Source organism: Micromonospora sp. NPDC049089 (assembly GCF_040648775.1).
GTDB lineage: Bacteria > Actinomycetota > Actinomycetes > Mycobacteriales > Micromonosporaceae > Micromonospora.
The window spans coordinates 19303-41005 of the sequence record NZ_JBEZEH010000020.1 but is presented as its reverse complement, the minus strand read 5'-3'; the positions used below and the strand labels follow the sequence as shown (position 1 = coordinate 41005).

Here is a 21703-nt window from a genome sequence, read left to right as displayed (position 1 = left end):
CGACACAAAGTCGAGCGGGGTGACCCCGTCATCGCCGACGGGACCCCCCGATGCCGGCGAGCATTGCCTATGGTGGTTCAGTCGTGACGACTGATCCGTCGCACAGGCCACAGGGGAGGGTTCGTGTCAAGCCCGAGCAATGAGCTGGAGGTCCAGCCGGAGGCTCTGACGGCGTTCGCCGCCGGGTCCAAGGATCGGGCGGCCCGTTTCCGCGAACTGCACCGCGCCTTCGGCGACGGGCATGTGCCACGGCACGCCTTCGGGGTGATGCCGGCGTCCTTCAACCTCGCGGCGACGTACGCCGAGCAGTTCGAGGCGTGCCTTCAAGGGCTGGCCGACGGCGCCGAGATGATGGCGGACATCGCCGAAGGGCTCACCGACACCGCCGCTGCCTACACCGGCACCGACGTGGCCAACACCGACCTCTTCGTGCCCGGCCGCCCGCCCGCTCCCGACCTCATCGCACCCGGCCCCTGGTCGGGTGGCAACGGCGCTCCGACCGGTTCGGTGCCGGCGTGAGCACCGAGGCGTTGCAGCGCAACAAGACCTACTTCGAGCAAATCGTCTCGGGCACGCCCGAGCCCTTCAAACCGCTCTCCAACGCGGTGCTCTGGCCGTTCGAGCAGCTGTTGGAGTTGGTCGCCGGCGAACCGGACGACCTGATGCGGGCCGCGCAGCTCTGCCTGGACACCGGCGCGGCGGTACGGGAAATCGCCGGCGACCAGATCGCCGACCGGGCCCGCCTGCGTGGCGCCTGGTCGGGCGACGCGGCCGAGGGCTTCCACGCCTCCATGGAGTCGGTCGAGGCGGCGATCGAGGAGCTGGCCCAGGGGCTCGACGGCACCAAGGACGTGCTGGTCGAGGCGGCGAACGCGGCGGTGGACGCGTTCAATCTGCTGGTCGAGCTGATCCTTGAGTTCCTGCTCTGGTTCCTCACCGAGGTGATCATTGCGGCGGTGGCCGCGGCGCTGAGCGCCGGCGTCTCGTTGGCCGCCACGGTGGTCCGGGTGCTGGCCCGGCTGGCCACCACGGTGGGTCGGATGGTCAAGATCGTCGCTCGGTTCGCCGAGGTGCTCACCCGCCTCGCCGCCCGGCTGGGCAAGGTCGCCGGGCAGCTCCGCAAGTACGCGGAGACCGTCATGGAGATCAAGAAGCGAAAGAAGCAGTACAAGCTGCTCAGCAAGGGCGGCTGGACGCCCGAGGGGCGTGCCTTCCAGGTCGAGAAGTTCAAGACCCTCTTCCCGGGCAAGTTCGTCATCAACCAGGTCTCGCCGGTCAACATCCCCGGGTTCGGCGGCGCTCTGCTGGACACCGGCGTGGGCCTGCACGACATCTCCGACGGGCAGAAGGACCGCAACTACCTGGTGGACGGCACGTACAGCGAGGACCTGGGCCCGTATACCGCGGGTGTGCAGAATGTCTTCGACTCCATCGTGAACTGAAAGGCAGCCATGACCTTCCCCGCCCTGGACCGCATTGAGGCGCTGGCTCGCAACCTCGACGGATGGCAGCGGCAACTCGCCGATCGGATGGCGGAGCTGGAGCAGACCAGCGCCGAGGGTGTGAGCGACTCCGGTCTGGTGCGGGTCACCGCCGCGGCCGACGGCAAGATCCTTTCTTCGGAGCTGAACGCGCGGGCGATGCGACTGGACTCCTACAGCCTGGCCGAGGAGTTCACCGCAGCCGCCAACCGGGCGCAGGAAGCCGCCGCGGCCCGCGTCCGGGAGTTGGTCGGGGAGGTCATCGGCGACGCAGGCGCCGGTCCGCGCCGGTCCGCCGACTACGAGGGACACTGATGACGACCGACGGGAGCCAGACACGGTACGTCGAGGGGATCACCCGACTGCTGGCGGCCGGGGAGCAGGTGTGCGCGGTGGCCCAGGTGCGAACGGGCGGCGGGCTGACGCCGGCGCCTCCTTCGCAGCCGTCGACACCACCCGCCACGGGTGGGCCGGGCTTCCTGGGTGTCCTGCTCAACGTGCTGTCCCCGAACATCACCTTCGGCCGGGCAGACAACGCCGTCGACTGGCTCTTCTTCGGGGTCGGAGGTCGAGGTGACCCGGATTCCCAGGCATCCGTGCTGCACCACGCCCTGACCGCGGCGGCGAAGGGCCCCGGCCTCCGGACCCTCGTGCTGGGGGTCACCGACCAGCGGCTGCTGCTCGGCGCGACAGCACCCGTCGGCCTGCTCTCCAGCTCGACGGCGGACGAACAGGCGCAGGCCGACATCGAACTGCTCGGGTCCGTCCCGCGCGCGACCGTCGCCGCCCGGGTCGGCAGGTACCGGTTGAACTGGAAACGGCTGCGGATCGACTTTGCCGACGGGTCGTGGCTGTCGTTCCACGTGCCGCTGGCCGACTCCAGCCGCCCGCTGCGGGAGGTCGCGGCAGCCCTGTCAGCTGGCTGAGCCACCGTCGAGCGGGGCGGGCAGCGGCGCAACGTGCAGCACCGCCAGCCGGGACACCGCCCGGGTGAGCACCACGTACAACCGGTGCAGCCCGCGCGGCTCGGCCGCGACGATGGCGGCCGGCTCGACCACCACCACATGGTCGTACTCCAGGCCCTTGACCAGCGTCGCCGGCACCACCGTAACCCGCTCCGCGGCCGCCACGTCGTCGGCGGTCGCGGTCTCGACACCGGCCTCGGCCAGCGCCGCGCGCAGGCCGTCGACCGCGTCGTCCGCGGCGATCACCCCGACCGATCCGTCGTGCGCGAGCGCCGCGCGCACCTCGGCCACCGTCGCCGAGGTCAGGTCGGTCACCGTACGCACGTCCAGGCCGCCGTCGTGGCGCAGCGACTCAGCCGGCGGTACGTCCACCGCGAGCGCCGGGAGCAGCAGGTTCGCGAATGCGACGACTGCGGCCGGCACCCGGAACCCGATGGTCAACGGGACCACCACCGCGTCCGGCTTGCCCAGATGGGCGAGAGATTCCCTCCAGTCCGTCGCCGCCCACGGCGCGGTGCCCTGGGCGAGGTCACCGAGGAGCGTGACCGAGCCGTGCTCACTGCGCCGAGCGATGGCCCGACACTGCATCGGGGAGAGGTCCTGCGCCTCGTCCACCACCACGTGCCCGAACCCGGAGAGCCGTTCCAGCAGCCCGGTCGCCTCGTCGATCAGCACCGCGTCGGCAGCGGTCCAACGGGTCGCCTTCGGCGTGCGGGCCGGCTTCACCCACGTCAACTGCGCCTGCTCAGCGTCGCTGAGCAGCCCGTCCGCTGCGGCGGCGAGCCGGTCCGGATCGGAGAACAGGCCGTGCACCAGCCCTTCCGGGGTGAGTGACGGCCAGACCGCGTCCAGGAAGTCGAGCACCGGCCGGCAGCGGCTCATCCGGCGCAGCCAGGCATCGCTGGGCGACTCCGCACGCCGCGCCTCGGCCTGCCGTTGCAGCAGACTCACCACCCGCGCCTGGACACGTTCCCGACCCGTGCCGTACGGCAGCCCCTCCCGGCGGGTCTCCTCGACGATCCGGTGCAACGGCTCCACCCCGATGCGCCAGCGGAACGAGCTGTCCGACACGGTGATCGACTCGGTCGGAGTGCCGATCTGCGCCTGCACGGCGCGTCGCAGCACGCTCGCCATCCGTACGTCGTGTTTGAGCGCGGCCACCTCCGGCGCCTCGACCGCCCGAACCGCCACTCGGGAAATCAACTCCTCCACGGTGGCCTGCTCGACCTCGACCTCACCGAGCGCCGGCAGCACCGCCGCGATGTACGACAGGAACGCCCGGTTCGGCCCGACGATCAACACACCCGCCCGCCGCAACCGCTCCCGGTGCAGGTAGAGCAGGTACGCGGCCCGGTGCAGACCGACAGCCGTCTTCCCCGTACCCGGCGCGCCCTGCACGCAGATCGAGTCGGCGAGATCAGCCCGGACCAGCTCGTCCTGCTCCGGCTGGATCGTGGCGACGATGTCCCGCATCGGCCCGACGCGTGGACGCTCGATCTCGGCGGTGAGGATCCGACTGGTCGTACCGAGCTCTTCGCCCCGATCCAGCCGCTCATCCTCGAAGCTCGTCAGCACACCATTGCTGAACCCGAACCGTCGCCGAACCGCCACCCCCTGCGGATCCCGCACACTGGCCCGGTAGAACGACCGGGAGACCGGTGCCCGCCAGTCCAGCACCAACGGCTCACCACGATCATCGGTGACATGCCGCCGCCCCACGTGATACCGCCGACCGTGATGATCGCCGTTGGTGTCAGACGCGGTCGGCTCGTCGGCGAAGTCGAGGCGGCCGAAGAAGAGCGGGGTGGTCGGGTCGTCGGCCAGCTCGGCGACCCGGCGGGCCAGGGTGCGGCCGAGCGTCTCGGCCGCGTACGCGTCGCCGGCCACCTGGTCACCGGTGGCGAAGAGAGACTGGGCCCGCTCCCGCATCCGACCCAGTGCCGCCCGCGAGGTGCTGAGGTGTGCGCGTTCGGCGGCCAGGTCCGCGTCGAGGCCGGTATCGGTGTCGGTGTCAAGTGCGGGCATGCTGACGTCCCATCGTTCACATCTGCTGCGCGCTCGCGTGTCCGGGGGCGGATGGCCGCCCGCCCGGCGCGAAGACGTCCGTTCCGGTGCAGCTCACCTCGGCCGTCAAGCGGCCTGCAACCCTACGCTTCCCAACCCGCCACAGCCATCGAATTACCGACGCGACCACCCGTCCGAGACGGCGTGTCGCCCGGTCGGCTGTCGCTGGGCGATCACGCCCCGCCCCGCGCTTCTCATGCGTTGACCGCCGCCACGCCGGTGATCGACTCGGCTTTCAGGAAGTCGCGGTCTCTGGGCTGGTGCAACGCCCCGGTTTTAAGGAAGCCGAGTCGATCACGGGGACACGCGGCTTGCTGCGTCAGAGACGGCAGGGACGGCGTGGCGGACGCGCGGTGGCCCGGGCGGGACGCGGGGGGTGATGGCAGGTTGGGGAGGCTGCCGGGATCATGGGGGTATGACCGAGGCCCGCTCCGATTCGCGCCGGATGACGATCAGCGACCCCCAGGTGATGCGGGCGATGGCCCATCCGGCCCGGATCGCGATCATGGAGTACCTGAACAGTCGCGAGAGTGGTGGGACTGCCACCGAATGTGCCGAGATCGTCGGGCTGTCGCCGAGCGCGACCAGCTACCACCTGCGGGCGCTGGCGAAGTTCGGCCTGGTTGAGCAGGCGCCGAGCCGGGGGGACGCGCGCGAGCGTTTGTGGCGTGTGCCGAGCGTGAGTGTGCTGGTCGAGGCGGGTCGTGATGCCGGGCCTGAGGCGCGTGCGGCTGAGCAGGCGCTGGTGGAGGCGCATGCGGTCCGGGCCATGGAGCGGACTCGGGACTGGTTGCGGCGTGCCGGGGACGAGCCGGCCGAGTGGTACGACACGGCCCTGTTCACCGACACGCTGGTGCTGCTCACCGCCGACGAGTTGGCCGAGTTGAACGATGCGGTGCTGGCGCTGCTCCGGCCGTATCACCCGCGGCGGCGGCAGGGTGGCGCACCGCCGGGGGCGCGCACTGTCGCGGTGCAGTACCGGACGGTCCCGTTGGCATAGCCGGGCTTGCATGAATCAGTTGTGAAGGATTATTTTCGAAGTATGTCCTTCACAACTGATGAGTCGCGCTGGTCGGACGTCTGGCTCGCCGCCGCCGCTCGGGGCACCACGATCTGCGGCGACTTCCTCGCCGCGACCGCGCTGGCGCTGGCGCTGCAGGGTGCCGGTGCCGGTGGGCTGGCCGTGTCGGGGCTGCTGCTGGCCGCCACCCTGCCCCTGGTGGTGCTCGCCCCACTCGCGGGCAGACTCGCCGACCGGACGGACAGCCGTACCCTGCTGGTGACCATCGGGTTCGGCCAGGCCGCAATCTGCGCGCTCCTTGCCGTCGTCGAGCAACCGGTCCTGGTGGTAGGGCTCGTCGCCCTGCTGGCCTGCGGGCTCGCGGTCACCCAACCCTGCCTGGCCGCGCTGCTTCCGGCGATGGTCCGCCCGGCTGACCTGCCGCGAGCCAGCGCGATCAGCCAGACCGCCGTATCGCTCGGTGCGCTCGGCGGCCCGGTGCTGGCCGGCCTGCTGGTGGGACAGTTCGGCACTCGCGTACCGCTGCTTCTCGATGCCGCGACCTACCTGGCGCTCGTGGTCGCGGGCCTCCTCCTGCGGACCCGACGCGGCGGCCAGCGGTCCGCCGCCGCAGCCAGCAAGGCCATGGCGAGCGAGACCGCAGCCAGCAAGGCCGTCGTGAGCAGCGAGACCGCCGCCAGCCGGGCCGCCGCCGTCAGCAGCCCGGCCGTTTCGGGCGGTGTGCCAACCCCGGGGGGTACGGAGGTCGGCTGGCGGCTGCGCCGCGATCCGTTGATGCTCGTCATGGTGGTGAGCACTGCCGTGGTGATCGCGGCGATCGGCGGCATCAACGTGATCGAGGTCTTCTTCATCCGCGAGACCCTGGGAGGCTCGGCGACCACGTACGGCCTGGTCAGCGCCGCATGGATGGCCGGCATGCTGCCGGGGACCTGGCTTGCCGTACGACTTGCCAGGCGGCTCGACGACGACGGCGCGTTGGTACGGGGGGTGCTGGCCACTCTGGCCGTGTGCAGCCTGATGGTGTTGCTGGCGGCGACGGTGCCGGCGGCAGGTGTGCTGGTGCCGCTCTGGCTGGTGGGTGGTGCGGCCAACGGTGGCGAGAACGTCTTCGCCAACCTGCTCACCGCTCGGCGGGTACCGGAGGCGATGCGCGCGCGGGCGTACGCCAGCTACGGCGCGGCGGTGCAGGGTGGCTCGATGGCGGGCTTTCTGATCGGCGGGGCGTTGCTCGCGGTCGTTCCGCCTCGGCCGCTGATCGCCGGTGCCGGTGTGGTCGGGCTGCTGGTGGTGCTGGCCTTCGTGCCGGTCTTAGCCGGGGCGGCACGACGGTCGTCAAGTGCGGGCTTGGCCACTCCGGGCCGGCCCGCCGAGCCGGAGCCGGCGGCCGGGGATACGGTCGGGCCATGGCTGAGCGCATCGCACGCCCGCGGGTCGGGCACATCCAGTTCCTGAACTGCCTGCCGATCTACTGGGGTCTGATGCGCTCCGGTGCCCTGCTCGACGTCGACCTGCACAAGGACTCGCCGGACCGGTTGAGCGCGGCGCTGGTCGCCGGCGACCTCGACATCGGCCCGATCACGCTGTTGGAGTATCTGAAGCACGCCGACGAGTTGCTGCTCCTGCCGGACCTGGCGGTGGGCAGTGACGGGCCGGTGCTCTCGGTCAACATGGTCTCCACCCGGCCGCTCGCCGAGCTGGACGGCGCCCGGGTGGCGCTCGGCTCGACATCGCGGACCGGGGTGATGACGGCCCAGCTGCTACTCGCCGAGCAGTACAACGTGCGACCCGAGTACTTCCGCTGCCCGCCGGACCTGACCCAGATGCTGCTGGAGGCCGACGCCGCCGTGCTGATCGGGGACGTGGCGCTGCGGGCGTACTACGAGGCACCGCAGAAGGGCCTCACTGTCACCGACCTCGGGCAGGCGTGGCGGGAATGGACCGGGCTGCCGATGGTCTTCGCCGTCTGGGCGGTCCGCCGCGACTTCGCCGCCGCCCACCCGGGCCTGGTGAAGGAGGTGCACGAGGCCTTCCTGCGCTCGCGGGATCTCTGCCTGGCAGAGTTGGACCAGGTCGCCGAGGCGGCTGCCCGCTGGGAGGCCTTCGACGCGGAGACGCTGGCCACGTACTTCCGGACTCTCGACTTTTCCCTCGGCGAGCGGCAGGTCACCGGGCTGCGCGAGTGGGCCCGTCGGGCCGCCGCCATCGGCGAGGCCCCGGCGCTGCCGGACGGCGGCCCGGAGTTCTTCGCCGGCTGACCGCCGCCAAGCCGGGCCCGGCAGAGCGCCGAGCTGCCAGCCGACCGGGCAAAGCGGCGAGCTGCCAGGCAGCTCAGGTGCCGGGTCGGAGCAGCGCCTCGGTGATCTTCTCGCAGTTCTTCATGCCGTAGTCGTAGCCCATGTTGATCGGGTATTTGACCATCACGCCCATCGTCCAGGTGTCACCGATGGCCAGGCAGTTGATGTGCATCTCCTGCTCCTTGGTCCGGTCGATCCACCCGTTCTTGATGGCGATCTTCTTCTGCTCGGAGGCCGGGAAGGCCTTGCGGATGCCGAAGTCGCCGGCTCCGCGAACCAGTTTCATCTCGTTGAGCAGCCACTTGGTCCACTTCGGCCCGGCGGCCGTGCCGGTGACGATGCAGTTGCCCATCCGAGCGGTGTCCCGGGGGGAGAGCGCCGTCCGGCTCCAACCCTTGTCGGGGGCGACGCTGCTGTCGGTCAACTTGCACATGGAGATGAGCCGCTTGATCGACGCTTCCCGGTCGACCTGGTTGTAGAACTGTTCGGCCCGGGTGTTGTCGCTGTCCCGGATGATCCGCGTCGCGTCGGCGAGCTTCGCGTCGCTCGGGGTCTGGCCGGCGTCGGCCGCGCGACGTAGGTAGTCAGCGACGATCCAGGCCTTGATCATCGAGGCGGTCGTGCTGGTCTCGCCCATGTTCTTCGAACCGATGATCTTTCCGGTTCGGCGGTCGAGGACGCTCCAGGAATACCAGCCCTCGATGTTCAGGTCGAGGTCCTTGGCAACGAACGGCAGCGGCTCCAGCGACGGGCTGGGCTTCGGCGACGGCGAGGACGGCTGGCGGGCGCTGCGGTCGGTGCCGGAGCCGGTGGGGCGGTCGCTGGTGCCGGAGCCCGCGTCGCCCCACTGGGCCGCGGCGGACGACTCGAACGGCGACCCGGGCAGCAGTCGCAGCGACACCAGGACCAGCCCGATGAGGATGACCGCGACGGCGATCAGCCGAACCGGGGAGGCCTCGCCGCCGTTGCGGCGGTCGACTCGGCGGTTGCCGGCCATCAGAGCTTTCCGACCGGCTGCTGCGGCACCTTGAGCGCGGCGCCCGGCTGCGGGGTGACCAGTTGGGTGGCCACACTGGCGCAGACCTTCGCGCCGTAGTCCAGACCGGTCCTGATCGGGTAGCGCAGCATCACCGCGAGGCTCCACTTGCTGGTGACGGCGAGGCAGTTGACGTGCCAGTCGCCGTCGCCGTAGATGGGGGTCCAGCCGTTCTTGATGCTGACCGGGCCCTGGGAGGTGATCGACTTGGGTAGACCGTCGATGATCCCCCAGCGGCCACCACCGGACGAGGGTTTCTGGTCCTTGGCCGCGGTGGTACCCCTCACCTTGCTCATCTGGTCCAACACCCACTTGGTCCACTTCGGGCCGGCAGCCTTACCGTCGGCGATGCAGTCGCCGACGCGAACCGCGTCGCGGGGGGACATCCGGGTGAAACTCCAGAAGCCGGTGTACGGCTTGACGTTGCCGCGCTTGGTGTCGGTCAGCCCACAGATCTTGATCGCCCGCTGGATCACCGCGTCGGGGACGCTGCTGGACGAGGGCTTGTAGGAGCCACCCGCAGCGGCGTGGACCTTGTTGGCCGCTCCGTCGTTGCTGTCGATGATGGCGAGTCGAGCCGCCTCCTTCAACGCTGCGGGCGGCTCCCTGTCGCCGAGCTGTCGCAGGTAGTCGGAGACGATCCACGCCTTGATCATCGACTCGGTGGAGCTGGTCGCGGTCATGTTCGGCGACCCGGAGATCTTGCCCGTCTTCCGGTCCAGCAGGGCCCACGAGAAGAACTCACCCTTGAAGCTCACCGACACCGGGCCGGCGGCCAGGGTGGGCGGCGGTGGTGGAGTGGGCGCGGGCGCGGCCACGCTCGACGTGCCGCCTCCACCGCCTCCGCCGCTGTTGTCGCTGGCGAGCCGGGCGTACGCGGTGGGGACCAGTAGGACGCCGCCGAGCACGACCGCCGTGATGGCGAGCACCAGGGTCACGCGAGATCGCATGAGTGGGTGAACTCCAGGTGTCAGGGCCGGGGGGACCGGCTTGTCGTCGGGACGAGTCGGGTGCGATCGCCGAGGCCGGGGGAGGTGGCCTCTGTGGAGATGTCGACGTCGGCAGCCGATCGGTTGTCCGGCAGAAGTCTACGTCCGGACCGACGGACCGCCAGGGTTCGACACTAGGCAACCTGGGATAAAGGCGGGATATGGGGCCGGTATGAGGTTTTTGCAGTGATTCATCTTTGTTTCGTGGCCTAGGTCACGGCGACGCAGCGGTCCCCAGGTAGCGCAAAGCGCTCATCCGCTCACAGATGGGATGCCCGGATTCCTGTTACACCCCCTGGTGCAACGAGGCGCAAGCTGTAACACTTAGCCTCATGTATGGCAACGACTTCTCCGCCCCGGACGGCGCCACCGACGAGGCGCCCGGCGGCCTGCTGGGCGAGGTCGAGGCCGCCGAGGCCGAGCTGCGCGCAGCGGCGGCGCGCGGGCGGCGTGGCGGACCCGCGCCGGACGAGGACCTGGCGGCGTACTTCGCGGAGGTCGTCGACGCCGAGCAGAAGGTCGAGCCCCGCGACTGGATGCCCGACGCGTACCGGCGGACGCTGATCCGGCAGATCGCCCAGCACGCCCACTCCGAGATCATCGGCATGCAGCCGGAGGGCAACTGGATCAGTCGGGCGCCGTCGCTCAAGCGCAAGGCGATCCTGCTGGCCAAGGTGCAGGACGAGGCGGGTCACGGCCTCTACCTCTACGCCGCCGCCGAGACCCTCGGCATCAGCCGCGACGAGCTGGTCCAGCTGCTGCTCGACGGCCGCCAGAAGTACAGCTCGATCTTCAACTACCCCACTCTGAGCTGGGCCGACGTGGGCGCCATCGGGTGGTTGGTGGACGGCGCGGCGATCGTCAACCAGGTCCCGCTCTGCCGCTGCTCCTACGGCCCGTACGCCCGCGCGATGATCCGGGTCTGCAAGGAGGAGTCGTTCCACCAGCGGCAGGGCTACGAGATCCTGCACACCCTGGCGCACGGCACCCCCGCGCAGCAGGCGATGGCCCAGGACGCGGTGGACCGTTGGTGGTACCCGTCGCTGGCCATGTTCGGCCCGCCGGACGGCGACTCCACGCACTCCGCCCAGTCGATGGCCTGGAAGATCAAGCGCTTCTCGAACGACGATCTGCGCCAACGCTTCGTCGACATGTGCGTCCAGCAGGCCGAGATCCTCGGGCTGCGCATCCCCGATGCTGACCTGCGCTGGAACGACGAGCGGCAGGCGTACGACTACACCCAGCCGGACTATGACGAGCTGAAGCAGGTGATCTCGGGCGACGGGCCGTGCAACCGGGAGCGGATGGCCCACCGCCGGGCCGCGCACGCCGACGGCTCCTGGGTACGCGAGGCCGCCGCGGCGTACGCCGCGAAGCGGGCGGGACAGAAGGAGACGGTGGCCGCGTGAGCGAGCGTAGCGAGCAAGCCGGACAACCCGGCATGACGAGTCATTCACCTTTGTGGGAGGTCTTCGTGCGGGCCCGGCGTGGGCTGTCGCACACGCACGTCGGCAGCCTGCACGCGCCCGACGCCGAGCTTGCCCTGCGCAACGCCCGGGACCTCTACACCCGCCGCCAGGAGGGTGTGTCGATCTGGGTGGTGCCGGCCGGTGCGATCACCGCGTCCAGCCCGGACGAGAAGGACGCCTTCTTCGACCCGGCCGCCGACAAGGTCTACCGCCATCCCACCTTCTACGAGGTGCCGGACGGGGTGGCCCACCTGTGAGCGAGCGGAGCGAGCGAACCAGCCAGCACAGCAACGTGGCGCTTCGCGTCGTCGCCGAGCGCAGCGAGGTGACGGCGTGAACGGGCCCTTCGACTTCACCATCTCGCTCGCCGACGACGCGTTGATCGCGGCCCAGCGGCTGGCCGAGTGGACCACCCGCGCGCCGGAGATGGAAGAGGACATCGCGCTCGCGAACATCGCCCTCGACCAGCTCGGGGCGGCGCGGCTGCTGCTGTCGTACGCCGGCGAGTTGGAGGGCGCCGGCCGCGACGAGGACGCGCTGGCGTACCTGCGCGACGACCGCGAGTTCCGCAACGCGCTACTGGTCGAGCTGCCCAACGACGACTTCGCGGTGACGATGGCGAAGCTGTTCTTCCTGGCGGCGTACCAACTGCCGTTGTACACGGCGCTGGCCGGCTGCGCGGACGAGCGGTTGGCCGCGATCGGCGCGAAGGCGCGCAAGGAGTCGGCGTACCACCTGGACCACGGCGCGCTGTGGGTGAAGCGGCTCGGTGACGGCACCGAGGAGTCGCATCGTCGGATGCAGGCTGCCGTCGACCAGGTGTGGCCGTACACCCACGAGCTGTTCGCCGCGGACCCGGCGGCTCCGGTCAATCCGGCCACCCTGCGGTCCTCGTTCGACGAGGTCGTCGGCCCGGTGCTGGCCGAGGCGACGCTCACCCAGCCGGGCGGTTCCTGGGCCCCGGCCGGTGGGCGGGCCGGTGTGCACACCGAGCACCTGGCCTACCTGCTCGCCGAGATGCAGGTGTTGCACCGCGCCCACCCGGGAGCGAAGTGGTGAGCGCGCCGAGCGCGAGCCCGGCTATCGCTGACCGCGCCGGCAGGGCGAGCGCACGGGAGGCCGCCGCCAGCGTCGTGGACCCGGAGATCCGGGTCATCACCATCGACGAGCTGGGCATCCTGCGGGCGGTCGAGGAGGATCCGGCCAGTGGCCGGGTGATCGTCACCATCACCCCGACCTACACCGGCTGCCCGGCGATGGACGTGATCCGGGCCGACATCCGCCGCGCGCTCGCCGCCGCCGGCCACCCGGACGCGCAGGTCCAGACCGTCTACAGCCCACCGTGGAGCACCGACTGGATCTCCGAGGGTGGGCGGGCCAAGCTCGCCGCCGCCGGGATCGCCCCGCCGGCCCCGGTGCCCGCCGCCGGCGTCGTGTCCCTGACGCTCGCGGTCCGCTGCCCGCAGTGCGGTTCACCCGAGACCGAGCAGGTCAGCCGGTTCGGTTCCACAGCGTGCAAGGCGTTGTGGCGGTGCCGTTCCTGCTCCGAACCCTTCGACCACCTGAAGGCGCTGTGACTGTCACCATCACCCGCCCGGTTCGCCGCCGGCCGGTCTTCCACCCGTTGTCCGTCGCCGCCGTCGACCGGCTCACCGACGACTCCGTGGCGGTGACCTTCGCCGTACCCGAAGAACTGCGGGAAACCTTCGCGTTCCGCGCCGGCCAGCACCTCACCGTGCGGCGAGCCGCAGAGGACGGCACGGACGTGCGCCGGTCGTACTCGATCTGCTCCACCCCCGACGACCTCGCCCGGCACGGCCGGTTGCGGATCGGGGTGCGGGAGATCCCCGGCGGCGCCTTCTCGGCGTTCGCGTGCGGGGCGCTGCGCGGCGGCGACACCGTGGAGGTGCTGCCGCCGCTGGGCACCTTCACCACGGCGTTCGCGCCGGACCGGGCGCGGCACTACGGCGCGGTCGTCGCCGGCTCCGGCATCACCCCGGTGCTCGGGCTGGTCGCGACCGCCCTGGCCGTCGAGCCGGCCAGCACCTTCACCCTGGTGTACGGCAACCGCACGGCGAACACCGTGATGTTCGCCGAGGAACTGGCCGACCTGAAGGACCGTTACCCCACCCGGCTGCACCTGGTGCACGTCCTTTCCAGGGAACAGGGCGAGTCGCCGCTGCTCTCCGGTCGGATCGACGCCGAGCGGCTGGGCCGGTTGCTGGGCACCATCGTGCCGGGCGACCTGATTGAGGAGTGGTTCCTCTGCGGCCCGTACGGCATGGTGGTCGACGTCCGGGACGTGCTGACCGCACGCGGGCTGCCCGAGTCGGCGGTGCACACCGAGCTGTTCCACGTCGACACGCCACCGGAGCCGGTGCGCCGACCGGTCGACCAGGCGGGCGCCGGGGCCGAGGTGACCATCGTGCTGGACGGCCGGTCGTCGAGCTTCACCATGGGCCGCGAGGAACGGGTGCTGGACGCCGCGCTGAAGGTGCGAGGTGAGCTGCCGTACGCCTGCAAGGGTGGCGTCTGCTCGACCTGCAAGGCGAAGGTCGTGGACGGCGCGGTCACGATGGCCCGCAACTACGCACTGGAGCCCGACGAACTGGCCGCCGGCTACGTGCTGACCTGCCAGTCCAGCCCGACCACCGACAGGCTCACTGTCGACTACGACGCCTGAGAGTGCTTCAGAGAGAGCTGCCTGAGCGGGTGGACAGCCTCTCTTGTGAGACTCGCCGTTGGGTGTTCCACGGAACGGCCCAATTCCTTGCCCGTCGGAGACGGGCAGAGGTAGCCTGCTACTGCCAGGAGCATTAGCTCCTTGGAAGTGGACCCGGCAGCCTTCCGGACGGTGGGTGGGCCGGGTCTCGCGTTTTTGGGCGTTGTCAGACCTGCCGAGACTCACTGACGATCCGTTGCACGGATGTCTTCCATCGGCCACCCTTGGCCCAGCACCAGGCTAGTGCGTCGGGAATGGCCAGCAGGCACTCCTCGTGCGCTCGCAGGTGGTCGTAACGAAGGGTCCCCGAGATTCCCGACTTTCTCACCTGCTCGAAGAGCAGACGCTGGTCGGCTTGCAACGTCGAATCATCACGTTCCAGAACAAGGCGTCCAGCGCCTATCTTCGCTGCGTGCTCCACGAGCTCGATGAGGCAGGCCTCGCGTGCCGCCCTCGGGTCACGGTGTCTCTTCGCATCGAAGATCACCGCATAAGCAGACAGCGTGACGACAGCAGCAACTATCTGCCGGCGTCGATCGTCTCTCTCCTTGTGGAAGTGGATTCGGCGCTGACCCGGGAGAATCAGGTCGCGGATGGTCCGCCGGGCAGCAGCCAGGTCAGCCGGCAGTACGACCGCAGCCGCGACGAGAAGCCCTCGCTCCTTGGTTTCGTCCACGAAGACATGCGCGTTCATCGCGCGCGGTCCCTTCCTCTGGCGGCCAAAGGGCTCGGGTCAGGCGTTGACGATGTCCCGGATCCGGTCAAGCCTCTGTTGGGGAGTCAGCGCTTCGAGGTGCTTGGTGTCGATGGCGTCGAGTTCTGCCCGAACGTCGCAGCTGTCAGGCTGAAGCACAGCGTCGATCACCCGTGCCCGGGATCCCCCGTCTCGAACGTAGATCCACACCGTCTGCGACTGGCGTGGCTCAGTGTTGAGTTCGGCGTCGAGACGTTCCGGAGGGAAGAAGCCCAGGCCGGTCGCCCTGAGCCTGTCGGCGATCTCCACCAGGACCCAACGGCCCAGCTTGCGGTAGCCCAACTCTCCCCGTAACTCGCCGAGGGTTGCTTCCGTTAGCCCGCCGTCGGCCCGGCATCGGGCGGCAATGCCCGGAGCGGTATCCATCTCGCTCATGTCGCACCTCTCCCGCACGTCGATGCCGTGGAGAGAATGTTCGCGTTCGACAGAACATCTTGTCAAGGCTGTATCAGCAAGTTATAGATGATCTCGAAATATAATAGGGACCCAGCTTGGGTCACATCCATGTCACCGGGCCGAGAGGCAGGCGAGGGGGCGACGTAGGCTCGGGGTGTGACGGTGAGCCGGGAGATCGACGACATCCTGCAGCGCGGTGCGGACGGCGGGCGGATCACGCCCGAGGAGGCGCTGCTGCTCTACACCGAGGCGCCCTTCCACGCGTTGGGCGAGGCGGCGGACGCGGTGCGCCGGCGGCGCTACCCGGACAACGTCGTCACCTACCTGATCGACCGCAACATCAACTACACGAACGTCTGCGTGACGGCGTGCAAGTTCTGCGCGTTCTACCGGGCGCCCAAGCACAAGGAAGGGTGGACCCACCCGACCGAGGAGATCCTGCGCCGCTGCGGCGAGGCGGTCGAGCTGGGCGCCACCCAGGTGATGCTCCAGGGCGGGCACCACCCGGACTACGGCGTGGAGTACTACGAGGAGCTGTTCTCCTCGGTCAAGCAGGCGTACCCGCAGCTGGTCATCCACTCGATCGGCCCCAGCGAGATCCTGCACATGGCCAAGGTCTCCGGAGTGAGCCTGGACGAGGCCATCGCCCGGATCAAGACCGCCGGCCTGGACTCGATCGCCGGCGCCGGCGCGGAGATGCTGCCCGAGCGGCCCCGCAAGGCGATCGCCCCCCTCAAGGAGTCGGGCGAGCGCTGGCTGGAGGTCATGGAGCTGGCCCACCGGCAGGGCATCGAGTCGACCGCCACCATGATGATGGGCACCGGCGAGACGCACGCCGAGCGGATCGAGCACCTGCGCATGATCCGTGACGTGCAGGACCGCACCGGCGGTTTCCGGTCGTTCATCCCGTGGACGTACCAGCCGGAGAACAACCACCTGAAGGGCCGCACCCAGGCGACCACCCTGGAATACCTGCGGCTGGTCGCGGTGGCCCGGCTCTTCTTCGAGACCGTGCCGCACCTGCAGGCGTCCTGGTTGACCACCGGCAAGGACGTCGGGCAGCTTTCGCTGCACATGGGCGTGGACGACCTCGGGTCGATCATGCTGGAGGAGAACGTCATCTCCTCCGCCGGTGCCCGGCACCGCTCCAATCTGCACGAGCTGATCGGCATGATCCGCTCGGCGGACCGGATCCCCGCGCAGCGCGACACCCTCTACAACCGGCTCGCCGTGCACCACACGCCGGCCGACGACCCGACCGACGAGCGGGTGGTCTCGCACTTCTCCTCGATCGCGCTGCCCGGCGGAGGCGCGGGCCGATCCCTGCCGCTGGTGGACGTCAGCTGACGGTCTACACCCGGCCGTTCGGCTGATCGACGCTCATGCTCCCGCCGGGTCACCCCGGCGGTACGGGTGGTCCCCGCCGCCGCAGCGTCAGCCTCTCCGGTCTGGGGCTGGTGGAGATGATCGTCGGCGGCTAGCGTCCCGGCTCATATTCGTCGCCACCGTCGACGGAAGAGGCTGTCCTCCATCGGCCCGCTGCGGGTCGTTCATATAACGCACGGCAGTACGGGCGGGATGGGTGACCATCCCGCCCGTACTGTCTGCGCAGCTTGGGCCGGACGGACGAAAACGGCTCCGCCCGCTGGCGTGGAAGATCGGCCTCCGATAGCGTCCGCTCGTTCCGCAACCATTCTTCCTTCCCTACCCCCGGGGGACTGATGACAGCGTTCCACCGCTCGACGCTGGTGCGCGCCAGCGTCGTGGCGCTGCTCGCGGCCGGCGGCATCGCCGCCGTGGCCGCCCCAGTGCTGGCGGCCGAGCAGGCCGATCTGGCTCTGGTGCCGCTCAGCTACAACCTGGCCAAGGGTGTCACGGAGGCCAAGAGCAAGCCGTTCAAGTTCTCCGTCGATAACAGCCGGAGCGAGGAAGACGCCAAGGGTGTCAGTTACACGGTAGACACCAGCAAGCTGAAGACGAACAAGGTCCGGGTCGTGGTGCCCGACGGCTGTCGGGTGAACGGCAAGAAGTTCACCTGCCGCCTCGGCGACCTGGCCGCCGGCACCAGCGAGGACTTTGGTATCCCGATCTTCTCCACCGGTGGCAAGGGCGCCGCGGGCACCCTGGTGGTCACCATCCGCTCGGCCACCGAGGACCCCAACAAGGAAGACAACAAGGTCGAGCACGACATCACCGTCACCGAGCCCGGGTACGACCTGACCAGTTGGGTGCAGGACGTCAACGCCAACGTCGTGCTGAACGGCGTCAACGGCGATGACCCCGACCTTCGGCCGGTGCGGCCGGGCGAGACGGTGCCGGTCGACTGGGCCGTCTACAACGACGGCAGCCGCAAGGCCACCGGTCTCGCCTACGTGCTGACCCTGCCGGCGGGCGTCACCTTCGACACCCTGCCCGACACGTGCACCACTCAGACGTTCGGTGTCGTTCAGGCGCTTTGCCAGGACGACGGCGCGGTGATCCGCCCCGGTGACTACTACACCGCGGACATCAAGGTGACAGTCGGCAAGGACGTCACCGAGCCCGTGCTGCGGGTCGGCGAGCTCGTGGCGCACGGCCTGGACGCGGCAGCGGGCAAGCCCGAGGAGCAGCCACGACGGGCCAGCACCGCCCAGCGGAAGGCCTTCACCGAGGTCGACGAGGGCGACAACCAGGCGATCTTCGACGTCTTCGTCGACCAGACCGTCGACCCGACGCCGACGGCCACCCCGACCGAGTCGCCGACGCCGACGGTCACCCCGACGGAGACGCCGACCCCGACTCCGACCGTCACCCCGACGGAGACGCCGACGCCGACGGAGACGCCGACGCCGACTCCGACCGTCACCCCGACGGAGACGCCGACCCCGACGGAGACGCCGACGCCGACGGTCACTCCGACCGAGTCGCCGACGCCGACGGAGACGCCGACGCCGACGGTCACCCCGACCGAGACGCCGACGCAGACGCCGACCCCGACGCCGACGGTCACCCCCACGGCGACGCCGACCCCGACGGTCACCCCGACCAAGACGCCCACGGTTAGGCCGACCCCGACCCCGACCGCAACGGAGACGCCGACGGCCACTCCGACCGCGACGGTGACCCCGACGGCGACTGCCACTCCGACGCCGATCCCCAGCGGTACGACGACGCCGGGCACGACCGTCTCGCCGGGTGCCGGTGATGGTTCCACCGGTGGTGGCTCGGGCGGTGGCGGCCTGCCGGTGACCGGTGTGCAGGTTGGCCTGATCGGCGGCATCGGCGTGATCATCCTGCTGGTGGGTGGGGCGCTGCTGGTGCTCACGCGTCGCCGCAAGGTGGTCCTGGTCTCGCCGACGGACGAGAAGTCGACCGACTGACACCAGTGTCCTGACCAGCGGCGCGCACGAGCGGCGCGACCGCGACGGGTGCGATGGCGACAGGCGTTCTGACCGAGGTGTCACGGACGCGGGTACGACGCGAGGGCGGGGTGGGCGACCACCCCGCCCTTTCGCGTACGGGGTGCGGGCCGCCCACCCAGCGAACGTCGGTTGGCGGGCGGCTGGCAGAGTGAGGGGGTGAGCCGTACCCCGCAGGGCCAGCGCGCCAGTCTGGACAAGCAGCCGCACGAGGTCGCCGCGATGTTCGACGGCGTGGCCGAGCGTTACGACCTGACCAACACGGTGATCTCGCTGGGCCAGGATCGCTCCTGGCGGCGGGCCACCCGGGCGGCGCTCGGGCTGCGGCCGGGCGAGCGGGTGCTGGACGTGGGCGCGGGCACCGGCGTCTCGACGCGCGAGCTGGCCCAGTCCGGGGCGTACGCGGTCGGGGTCGACCTGTCCCTGGGCATGTTGCACACCGGCAAACGGGCCCGGCCCGAGGTGCCGCTGCTGGCGGGCGACGCGCTGCGGCTGCCGTTCGCCGACGCGAGCTTCGACGCGGTGACCATCTCCTTCGCGCTGCGCAACGTCAACGACACCGACGCGGCGCTGCGTGAGCTGGCCCGGGTGACCCGGCCGGGCGGCCGGCTGGTGGTCTGCGAGTTCAGCACCCCGGTCAATCCGGTCTTTCGGACGGTCTACCTGTCGTACCTGATGCGGTCGCTGCCGGCGGTGGCCCGCACGGTGTCGAGCAACCCCGAGGCGTACGTCTATCTCGCCGAGTCGGTCCGCGCCTGGCCGGCGCAGTCCGCGCTGGCCGGCCGGGTGGCCGCGGCCGGGTGGGGGCGCGTGGCGTGGCGCAACCTGACCGGTGGCGTGGTGGCCCTGCACCGGGGGATCCGCGAGTAGCGGGCGGACCGCACCAACCGGCACTGACAATTATTCAGGTTCCGTAAATATCGGACTTGGTCCACTTTGCCCGGTACGCTTGATTGCATGACCGGAGCAGACCCGGCGGACCCGGTGGCCGCGACCGACGACGACGCGGCCGAGCTCATCTCCCAGTTGCGCCAGTTGGCCGGGGCCGACCCGGTGGAGGTCCGGCAGGTGGTCGCCGAGGTTCTGGCGGCACTGGACCGGGCGGCGGGTGGGGCGCTCCGCGAGCATCTACCGGAGACAATTCGGGTCGATGCGGGCCTGGACGCCTCCAGCCCGGCCTGACACCTGACCGCTGTGGACGGTGGTGAGGTGTCACATCGGCGAGTTAGGTACCCCTGATCCTGCGCTGGTATGACGCCGGTCATACACTCGTCCCGTCTGGCTTGTGAAGCATTTCACGAGCGTGCGGGAGGAGGCGCGGATGACCGCGGTGGAACATGACGCCGACGTCATTGTCGTGGGCGCCGGTCCCGGTGGATCAGCGACTGCGTACCACCTGGCCCGGCACGGCGTACGGGTGCTGTTGTTGGAGAAGACCGAGTTCCCCCGGGAGAAGGTCTGCGGCGACGGGTTGACCCCGCGCGCGGTGCGCCAGCTCATCCGCATGGGTGTGGACACCTCGCCCGAGGCGGGCTGGCTGCACAACCGCGGCCTGCGGGTCATCGGCGGTGGGGTGCGCCTCGAACTGGACTGGCCGGAGCTGGCCAGCTTCCCCAACTACGGTCTGGTGCGCACGCGCCTGGACTTCGACGACCTGCTCGCCCAGAGGGCGGTGGCTGCCGGCGCGAAGCTTCGGACCAGCGTCAACGTGCTGGGCCCGGTGCTCGACGGCGATGGCCGCGTCACCGGCGTCGAGGCGGAGGTCGGGCCGGGCAAGGAGCCCACCACCTTCCACGCCCCGCTGGTCGTCGCGGCGGACGGCGTCTCCGGCCGGTTCCCGCTGGCGCTCGGGCTGGCCAAGCGGGAGGACCGGCCGATCGGTGTCGCCGTCCGCCGCTACTACCGCTCGCCGGCCAAGCACGAGGACAACTACCTGGAGTCCTGGCTGGAGCTGCGCAGCAAGGACAGCGGTGACAACCTGCTGCCCGGGTACGGCTGGATCTTCGGCCTCGGTGACGGGCGGGTCAACGTCGGGCTCGGCGTGCTCAACTCGTCCTCGGCGTTCGGCAAGACCAACTACCGCCGGCTGCTGACCGACTGGCTCGCCAACACCCCCGAGGACTGGGGGATGACCGACGAGACCAACGCCGACGGCCCGATCCTCGGTGCCGCGCTGCCGATGGGCTTCAACCGGGTGCCCCACTACACCCGGGGAGTGCTGCTGGTCGGCGACTCGGGCGGCATGGTGAACCCGTTCAACGGCGAGGGCATCGCGTACGCGATGGAGTCCGGCGAACTGGCCGCGGAGGTCGTGGTCCAGGCTCTCGCCCGGCCGGCCGGCCCGGAACGCGAGCGCGCGCTGCTGGCGTACCCGAACGAGTTGAAGGCCCGGCTCGGTGGCTACTACCGGCTGGGCGGCATCTTCGTGAAACTGATCGGCCGCCCCGAGATCATGCGGATCGCCACCAAACACGGCATGCCACACCCGACGCTGATGCGTTTCGTGCTCAAGCTGTTGGCCAACCTGACCGACCCGCGCGGCGGGGACGCGATGGATCGGGTCATCAACGCGATGACGAAGGCCGCCCCAGCCGTATAAGTAGGACGGCATCGGTGCTGGTCAAGGCCCCGATGCCGACAAAGATCGACCCCCGCCGACTGCCACTGCGAGGGACGTGAATAGTGTGATTTTCGTCAAGCACCGAGGGCAGGGAAGGACGAGCAGGAGAAAACGATGTCGCTCTCGCCTTACGCACCGATCATCGGGCTGTTCGCCCTCGCCGCGGCGTTCTCGCTGTTTTCCGTCGGCGCCGCCCGCTTCGCCGGTCCCCGTCGCTACAACAAGGCCAAACTCGAGGCTTACGAGTGCGGCATCGAGCCCAGCCCGCAGCCGGTCGGCGGCGGGCGGTTCCCGATCAAGTTCTACCTGACGGCGATGCTCTTCATCGTCTTCGACATCGAGATCATCTTCCTCTACCCCTGGGCGGTCTCGTTCGACGCTCTGCCGATCTTCGGCTTCGTGGAGATGGTCCTGTTCATCGTCGCGGTCTTCGTTGCGTACGCCTACGTGTGGCGGCGCGGCGGCCTGGACTGGGACTGAGGAAGGAACGTCAG

General features: G+C 70.0%; 22 protein-coding genes and 1 pseudogene. 18 read left to right on the top strand and 5 right to left on the bottom strand.

Going from position 1 to position 21703, the window contains the following annotated elements:
- Positions 1-123 precede the first annotated feature (123 nt).
- Genes AB0B48_RS06170 through AB0B48_RS06155 form a run of 4 tightly spaced genes read left to right on the top strand, consistent with a single transcriptional unit; the run spans position 124 to position 2407 of the window.
- Positions 124-519, top strand: coding sequence for a type VII secretion target (locus AB0B48_RS06170; RefSeq protein WP_357196614.1), 396 nt, complete (start codon positions 124-126; stop codon positions 517-519).
- Positions 516-1442: a WXG100 family type VII secretion target gene (locus tag AB0B48_RS06165; protein WP_357196611.1), complete on the top strand. Its 927-nt coding sequence runs from the start codon at positions 516-518 to the stop codon at positions 1440-1442. Before AB0B48_RS06170 ends, AB0B48_RS06165 begins: the two co-directional genes overlap by 4 nt.
- A gap of 9 nt (positions 1443-1451) precedes the next feature.
- Complete coding sequence (locus tag AB0B48_RS06160; RefSeq protein ID WP_355004833.1) at positions 1452-1796, top strand: YbaB/EbfC family nucleoid-associated protein; 345 nt, start codon at positions 1452-1454, stop codon at positions 1794-1796.
- On the top strand, positions 1796-2407 hold the full coding sequence (locus AB0B48_RS06155) for a hypothetical protein (protein ID WP_357196607.1): 612 nt from the start codon (positions 1796-1798) through the stop codon (positions 2405-2407). Before AB0B48_RS06160 ends, AB0B48_RS06155 begins: the two co-directional genes overlap by 1 nt.
- On the opposite strand, the gene AB0B48_RS06150 is transcribed toward AB0B48_RS06155, so the two are convergent.
- Entirely contained in the window at positions 2396-4471 is a 2076-nt protein-coding gene (locus AB0B48_RS06150) for an AAA family ATPase (RefSeq protein ID WP_357196604.1), read from the bottom strand. The genes AB0B48_RS06155 and AB0B48_RS06150 overlap by 12 nt on opposite strands.
- Before the next feature lie 454 nt (positions 4472-4925).
- Here AB0B48_RS06150 and AB0B48_RS06145 point away from each other — a divergent pair, with 454 nt between their 5' ends.
- The 3 genes from AB0B48_RS06145 to AB0B48_RS06135 are packed head-to-tail and all read left to right on the top strand — an operon-like array spanning position 4926 to position 7786.
- Entirely contained in the window at positions 4926-5510 is a 585-nt protein-coding gene (locus AB0B48_RS06145; RefSeq protein ID WP_357196601.1) for a winged helix-turn-helix domain-containing protein, read from the top strand.
- Positions 5511-5552: 42 nt separating this feature from the next.
- The gene (locus tag AB0B48_RS06140) at positions 5553-6983 is read left to right on the top strand and encodes an MFS transporter (RefSeq protein WP_357196598.1); all 1431 of its coding nucleotides are present in this window, start codon (positions 5553-5555) and stop codon (positions 6981-6983) included.
- Positions 6935-7786 carry a menaquinone biosynthesis protein gene (locus AB0B48_RS06135; protein ID WP_357196596.1) on the top strand — a complete coding sequence of 284 codons (852 nt, stop codon included), beginning with the start codon at positions 6935-6937 and terminating at the stop codon, positions 7784-7786. The genes AB0B48_RS06140 and AB0B48_RS06135 overlap by 49 nt, the downstream gene beginning before the upstream one ends.
- Before the next feature lie 73 nt (positions 7787-7859).
- Here the strand turns inward: AB0B48_RS06135 and AB0B48_RS06130 are convergent, their stop codons facing one another.
- Positions 7860-8822: a hypothetical protein gene (locus AB0B48_RS06130; protein WP_357196594.1), complete on the bottom strand. Its 963-nt coding sequence runs from the start codon at positions 8820-8822 to the stop codon at positions 7860-7862.
- The gene (locus tag AB0B48_RS06125) at positions 8822-9811 is read right to left on the bottom strand and encodes a hypothetical protein (protein ID WP_357196592.1); all 990 of its coding nucleotides are present in this window, start codon (positions 9809-9811) and stop codon (positions 8822-8824) included. Before AB0B48_RS06125 ends, AB0B48_RS06130 begins: the two co-directional genes overlap by 1 nt.
- A gap of 371 nt (positions 9812-10182) precedes the next feature.
- Between AB0B48_RS06125 and paaA the strand changes: the two genes are divergently transcribed.
- From paaA to paaE, 5 genes are all read left to right on the top strand, one after another.
- Complete coding sequence (paaA, locus tag AB0B48_RS06120; protein ID WP_357196590.1) at positions 10183-11259, top strand: 1,2-phenylacetyl-CoA epoxidase subunit PaaA; 1077 nt, start codon at positions 10183-10185, stop codon at positions 11257-11259.
- 32 nt (positions 11260-11291) lie between these two features.
- Complete coding sequence (paaB, locus tag AB0B48_RS06115) at positions 11292-11576, top strand: 1,2-phenylacetyl-CoA epoxidase subunit PaaB (RefSeq protein ID WP_238668904.1); 285 nt, start codon at positions 11292-11294, stop codon at positions 11574-11576.
- 76 nt (positions 11577-11652) lie between these two features.
- Positions 11653-12378, top strand: coding sequence for a 1,2-phenylacetyl-CoA epoxidase subunit PaaC (gene paaC, locus AB0B48_RS06110; protein WP_357196588.1), 726 nt, complete (start codon positions 11653-11655; stop codon positions 12376-12378).
- Positions 12379-12401: 23 nt separating this feature from the next.
- Positions 12402-12896 (top strand): 1,2-phenylacetyl-CoA epoxidase subunit PaaD, encoded by a 495-nt coding sequence (gene paaD / locus AB0B48_RS06105; RefSeq protein WP_357196641.1) that lies wholly within the window; start codon positions 12402-12404, stop codon positions 12894-12896.
- Positions 12893-14002: a 1,2-phenylacetyl-CoA epoxidase subunit PaaE gene (paaE, locus tag AB0B48_RS06100; protein WP_355004842.1), complete on the top strand. Its 1110-nt coding sequence runs from the start codon at positions 12893-12895 to the stop codon at positions 14000-14002. Before paaD ends, paaE begins: the two co-directional genes overlap by 4 nt.
- A 205-nt stretch (positions 14003-14207) precedes the next feature.
- On the opposite strand, the gene AB0B48_RS06095 is transcribed toward paaE, so the two are convergent.
- Positions 14208-14735 carry a hypothetical protein gene (locus AB0B48_RS06095; RefSeq protein WP_357196584.1) on the bottom strand — a complete coding sequence of 176 codons (528 nt, stop codon included), beginning with the start codon at positions 14733-14735 and terminating at the stop codon, positions 14208-14210.
- A gap of 39 nt (positions 14736-14774) precedes the next feature.
- Entirely contained in the window at positions 14775-15170 is a 396-nt protein-coding gene (locus tag AB0B48_RS06090) for a hypothetical protein (protein ID WP_357196581.1), read from the bottom strand.
- A gap of 177 nt (positions 15171-15347) precedes the next feature.
- Between AB0B48_RS06090 and mqnC the strand changes: the two genes are divergently transcribed.
- The 6 genes and pseudogenes from mqnC to AB0B48_RS06060 all read left to right on the top strand — a co-directional run bounded on the left by mqnC (position 15348) and on the right by AB0B48_RS06060 (position 21689).
- Entirely contained in the window at positions 15348-16538 is a 1191-nt protein-coding gene (gene mqnC / locus AB0B48_RS06085; RefSeq protein ID WP_355004843.1) for a cyclic dehypoxanthinyl futalosine synthase, read from the top strand.
- Positions 16539-16912: 374 nt separating this feature from the next.
- Positions 16913-18022: pseudogene (locus AB0B48_RS06080) on the top strand (cell wall anchor protein); the annotation flags it as partial.
- A gap of 726 nt (positions 18023-18748) precedes the next feature.
- The gene (locus AB0B48_RS06075) at positions 18749-19459 is read left to right on the top strand and encodes a demethylmenaquinone methyltransferase (RefSeq protein WP_196920656.1); all 711 of its coding nucleotides are present in this window, start codon (positions 18749-18751) and stop codon (positions 19457-19459) included.
- An 87-nt stretch (positions 19460-19546) separates the two neighbouring features.
- On the top strand, positions 19547-19771 hold the full coding sequence (locus AB0B48_RS06070; RefSeq protein ID WP_357196577.1) for a hypothetical protein: 225 nt from the start codon (positions 19547-19549) through the stop codon (positions 19769-19771).
- Positions 19772-19910: 139 nt separating this feature from the next.
- The gene (locus tag AB0B48_RS06065; protein ID WP_357196575.1) at positions 19911-21188 is read left to right on the top strand and encodes a geranylgeranyl reductase family protein; all 1278 of its coding nucleotides are present in this window, start codon (positions 19911-19913) and stop codon (positions 21186-21188) included.
- Positions 21189-21323: 135 nt separating this feature from the next.
- The gene (locus AB0B48_RS06060) at positions 21324-21689 is read left to right on the top strand and encodes an NADH-quinone oxidoreductase subunit A (protein ID WP_007454588.1); all 366 of its coding nucleotides are present in this window, start codon (positions 21324-21326) and stop codon (positions 21687-21689) included.
- Positions 21690-21703 lie beyond the last annotated feature (14 nt).

Coding starts and splice junctions, on each gene's coding strand:
- AB0B48_RS06060 (WP_007454588.1), top strand. CDS start 21,324: ATGTCGCTCTCGCCTTACGCACCGATCATCGGGCTGTTCGCCCTCGCC.
- AB0B48_RS06140 (WP_357196598.1), top strand. CDS start 5,553: ATGTCCTTCACAACTGATGAGTCGCGCTGGTCGGACGTCTGGCTCGCC.
- paaA (WP_357196590.1), top strand. CDS start 10,183: ATGTATGGCAACGACTTCTCCGCCCCGGACGGCGCCACCGACGAGGCG.
- AB0B48_RS06095 (WP_357196584.1), bottom strand. CDS start 14,735: ATGAACGCGCATGTCTTCGTGGACGAAACCAAGGAGCGAGGGCTTCTC.
- AB0B48_RS06130 (WP_357196594.1), bottom strand. CDS start 8,822: ATGGCCGGCAACCGCCGAGTCGACCGCCGCAACGGCGGCGAGGCCTCC.
- AB0B48_RS06070 (WP_357196577.1), top strand. CDS start 19,547: ATGACCGGAGCAGACCCGGCGGACCCGGTGGCCGCGACCGACGACGAC.
- paaB (WP_238668904.1), top strand. CDS start 11,292: ATGACGAGTCATTCACCTTTGTGGGAGGTCTTCGTGCGGGCCCGGCGT.
- AB0B48_RS06150 (WP_357196604.1), bottom strand. CDS start 4,471: ATGCCCGCACTTGACACCGACACCGATACCGGCCTCGACGCGGACCTG.
- AB0B48_RS06090 (WP_357196581.1), bottom strand. CDS start 15,170: ATGAGCGAGATGGATACCGCTCCGGGCATTGCCGCCCGATGCCGGGCC.
- AB0B48_RS06145 (WP_357196601.1), top strand. CDS start 4,926: ATGACCGAGGCCCGCTCCGATTCGCGCCGGATGACGATCAGCGACCCC.
- AB0B48_RS06065 (WP_357196575.1), top strand. CDS start 19,911: ATGACCGCGGTGGAACATGACGCCGACGTCATTGTCGTGGGCGCCGGT.
- AB0B48_RS06135 (WP_357196596.1), top strand. CDS start 6,935: ATGGCTGAGCGCATCGCACGCCCGCGGGTCGGGCACATCCAGTTCCTG.
- AB0B48_RS06160 (WP_355004833.1), top strand. CDS start 1,452: ATGACCTTCCCCGCCCTGGACCGCATTGAGGCGCTGGCTCGCAACCTC.
- AB0B48_RS06155 (WP_357196607.1), top strand. CDS start 1,796: ATGACGACCGACGGGAGCCAGACACGGTACGTCGAGGGGATCACCCGA.
- AB0B48_RS06125 (WP_357196592.1), bottom strand. CDS start 9,811: ATGCGATCTCGCGTGACCCTGGTGCTCGCCATCACGGCGGTCGTGCTC.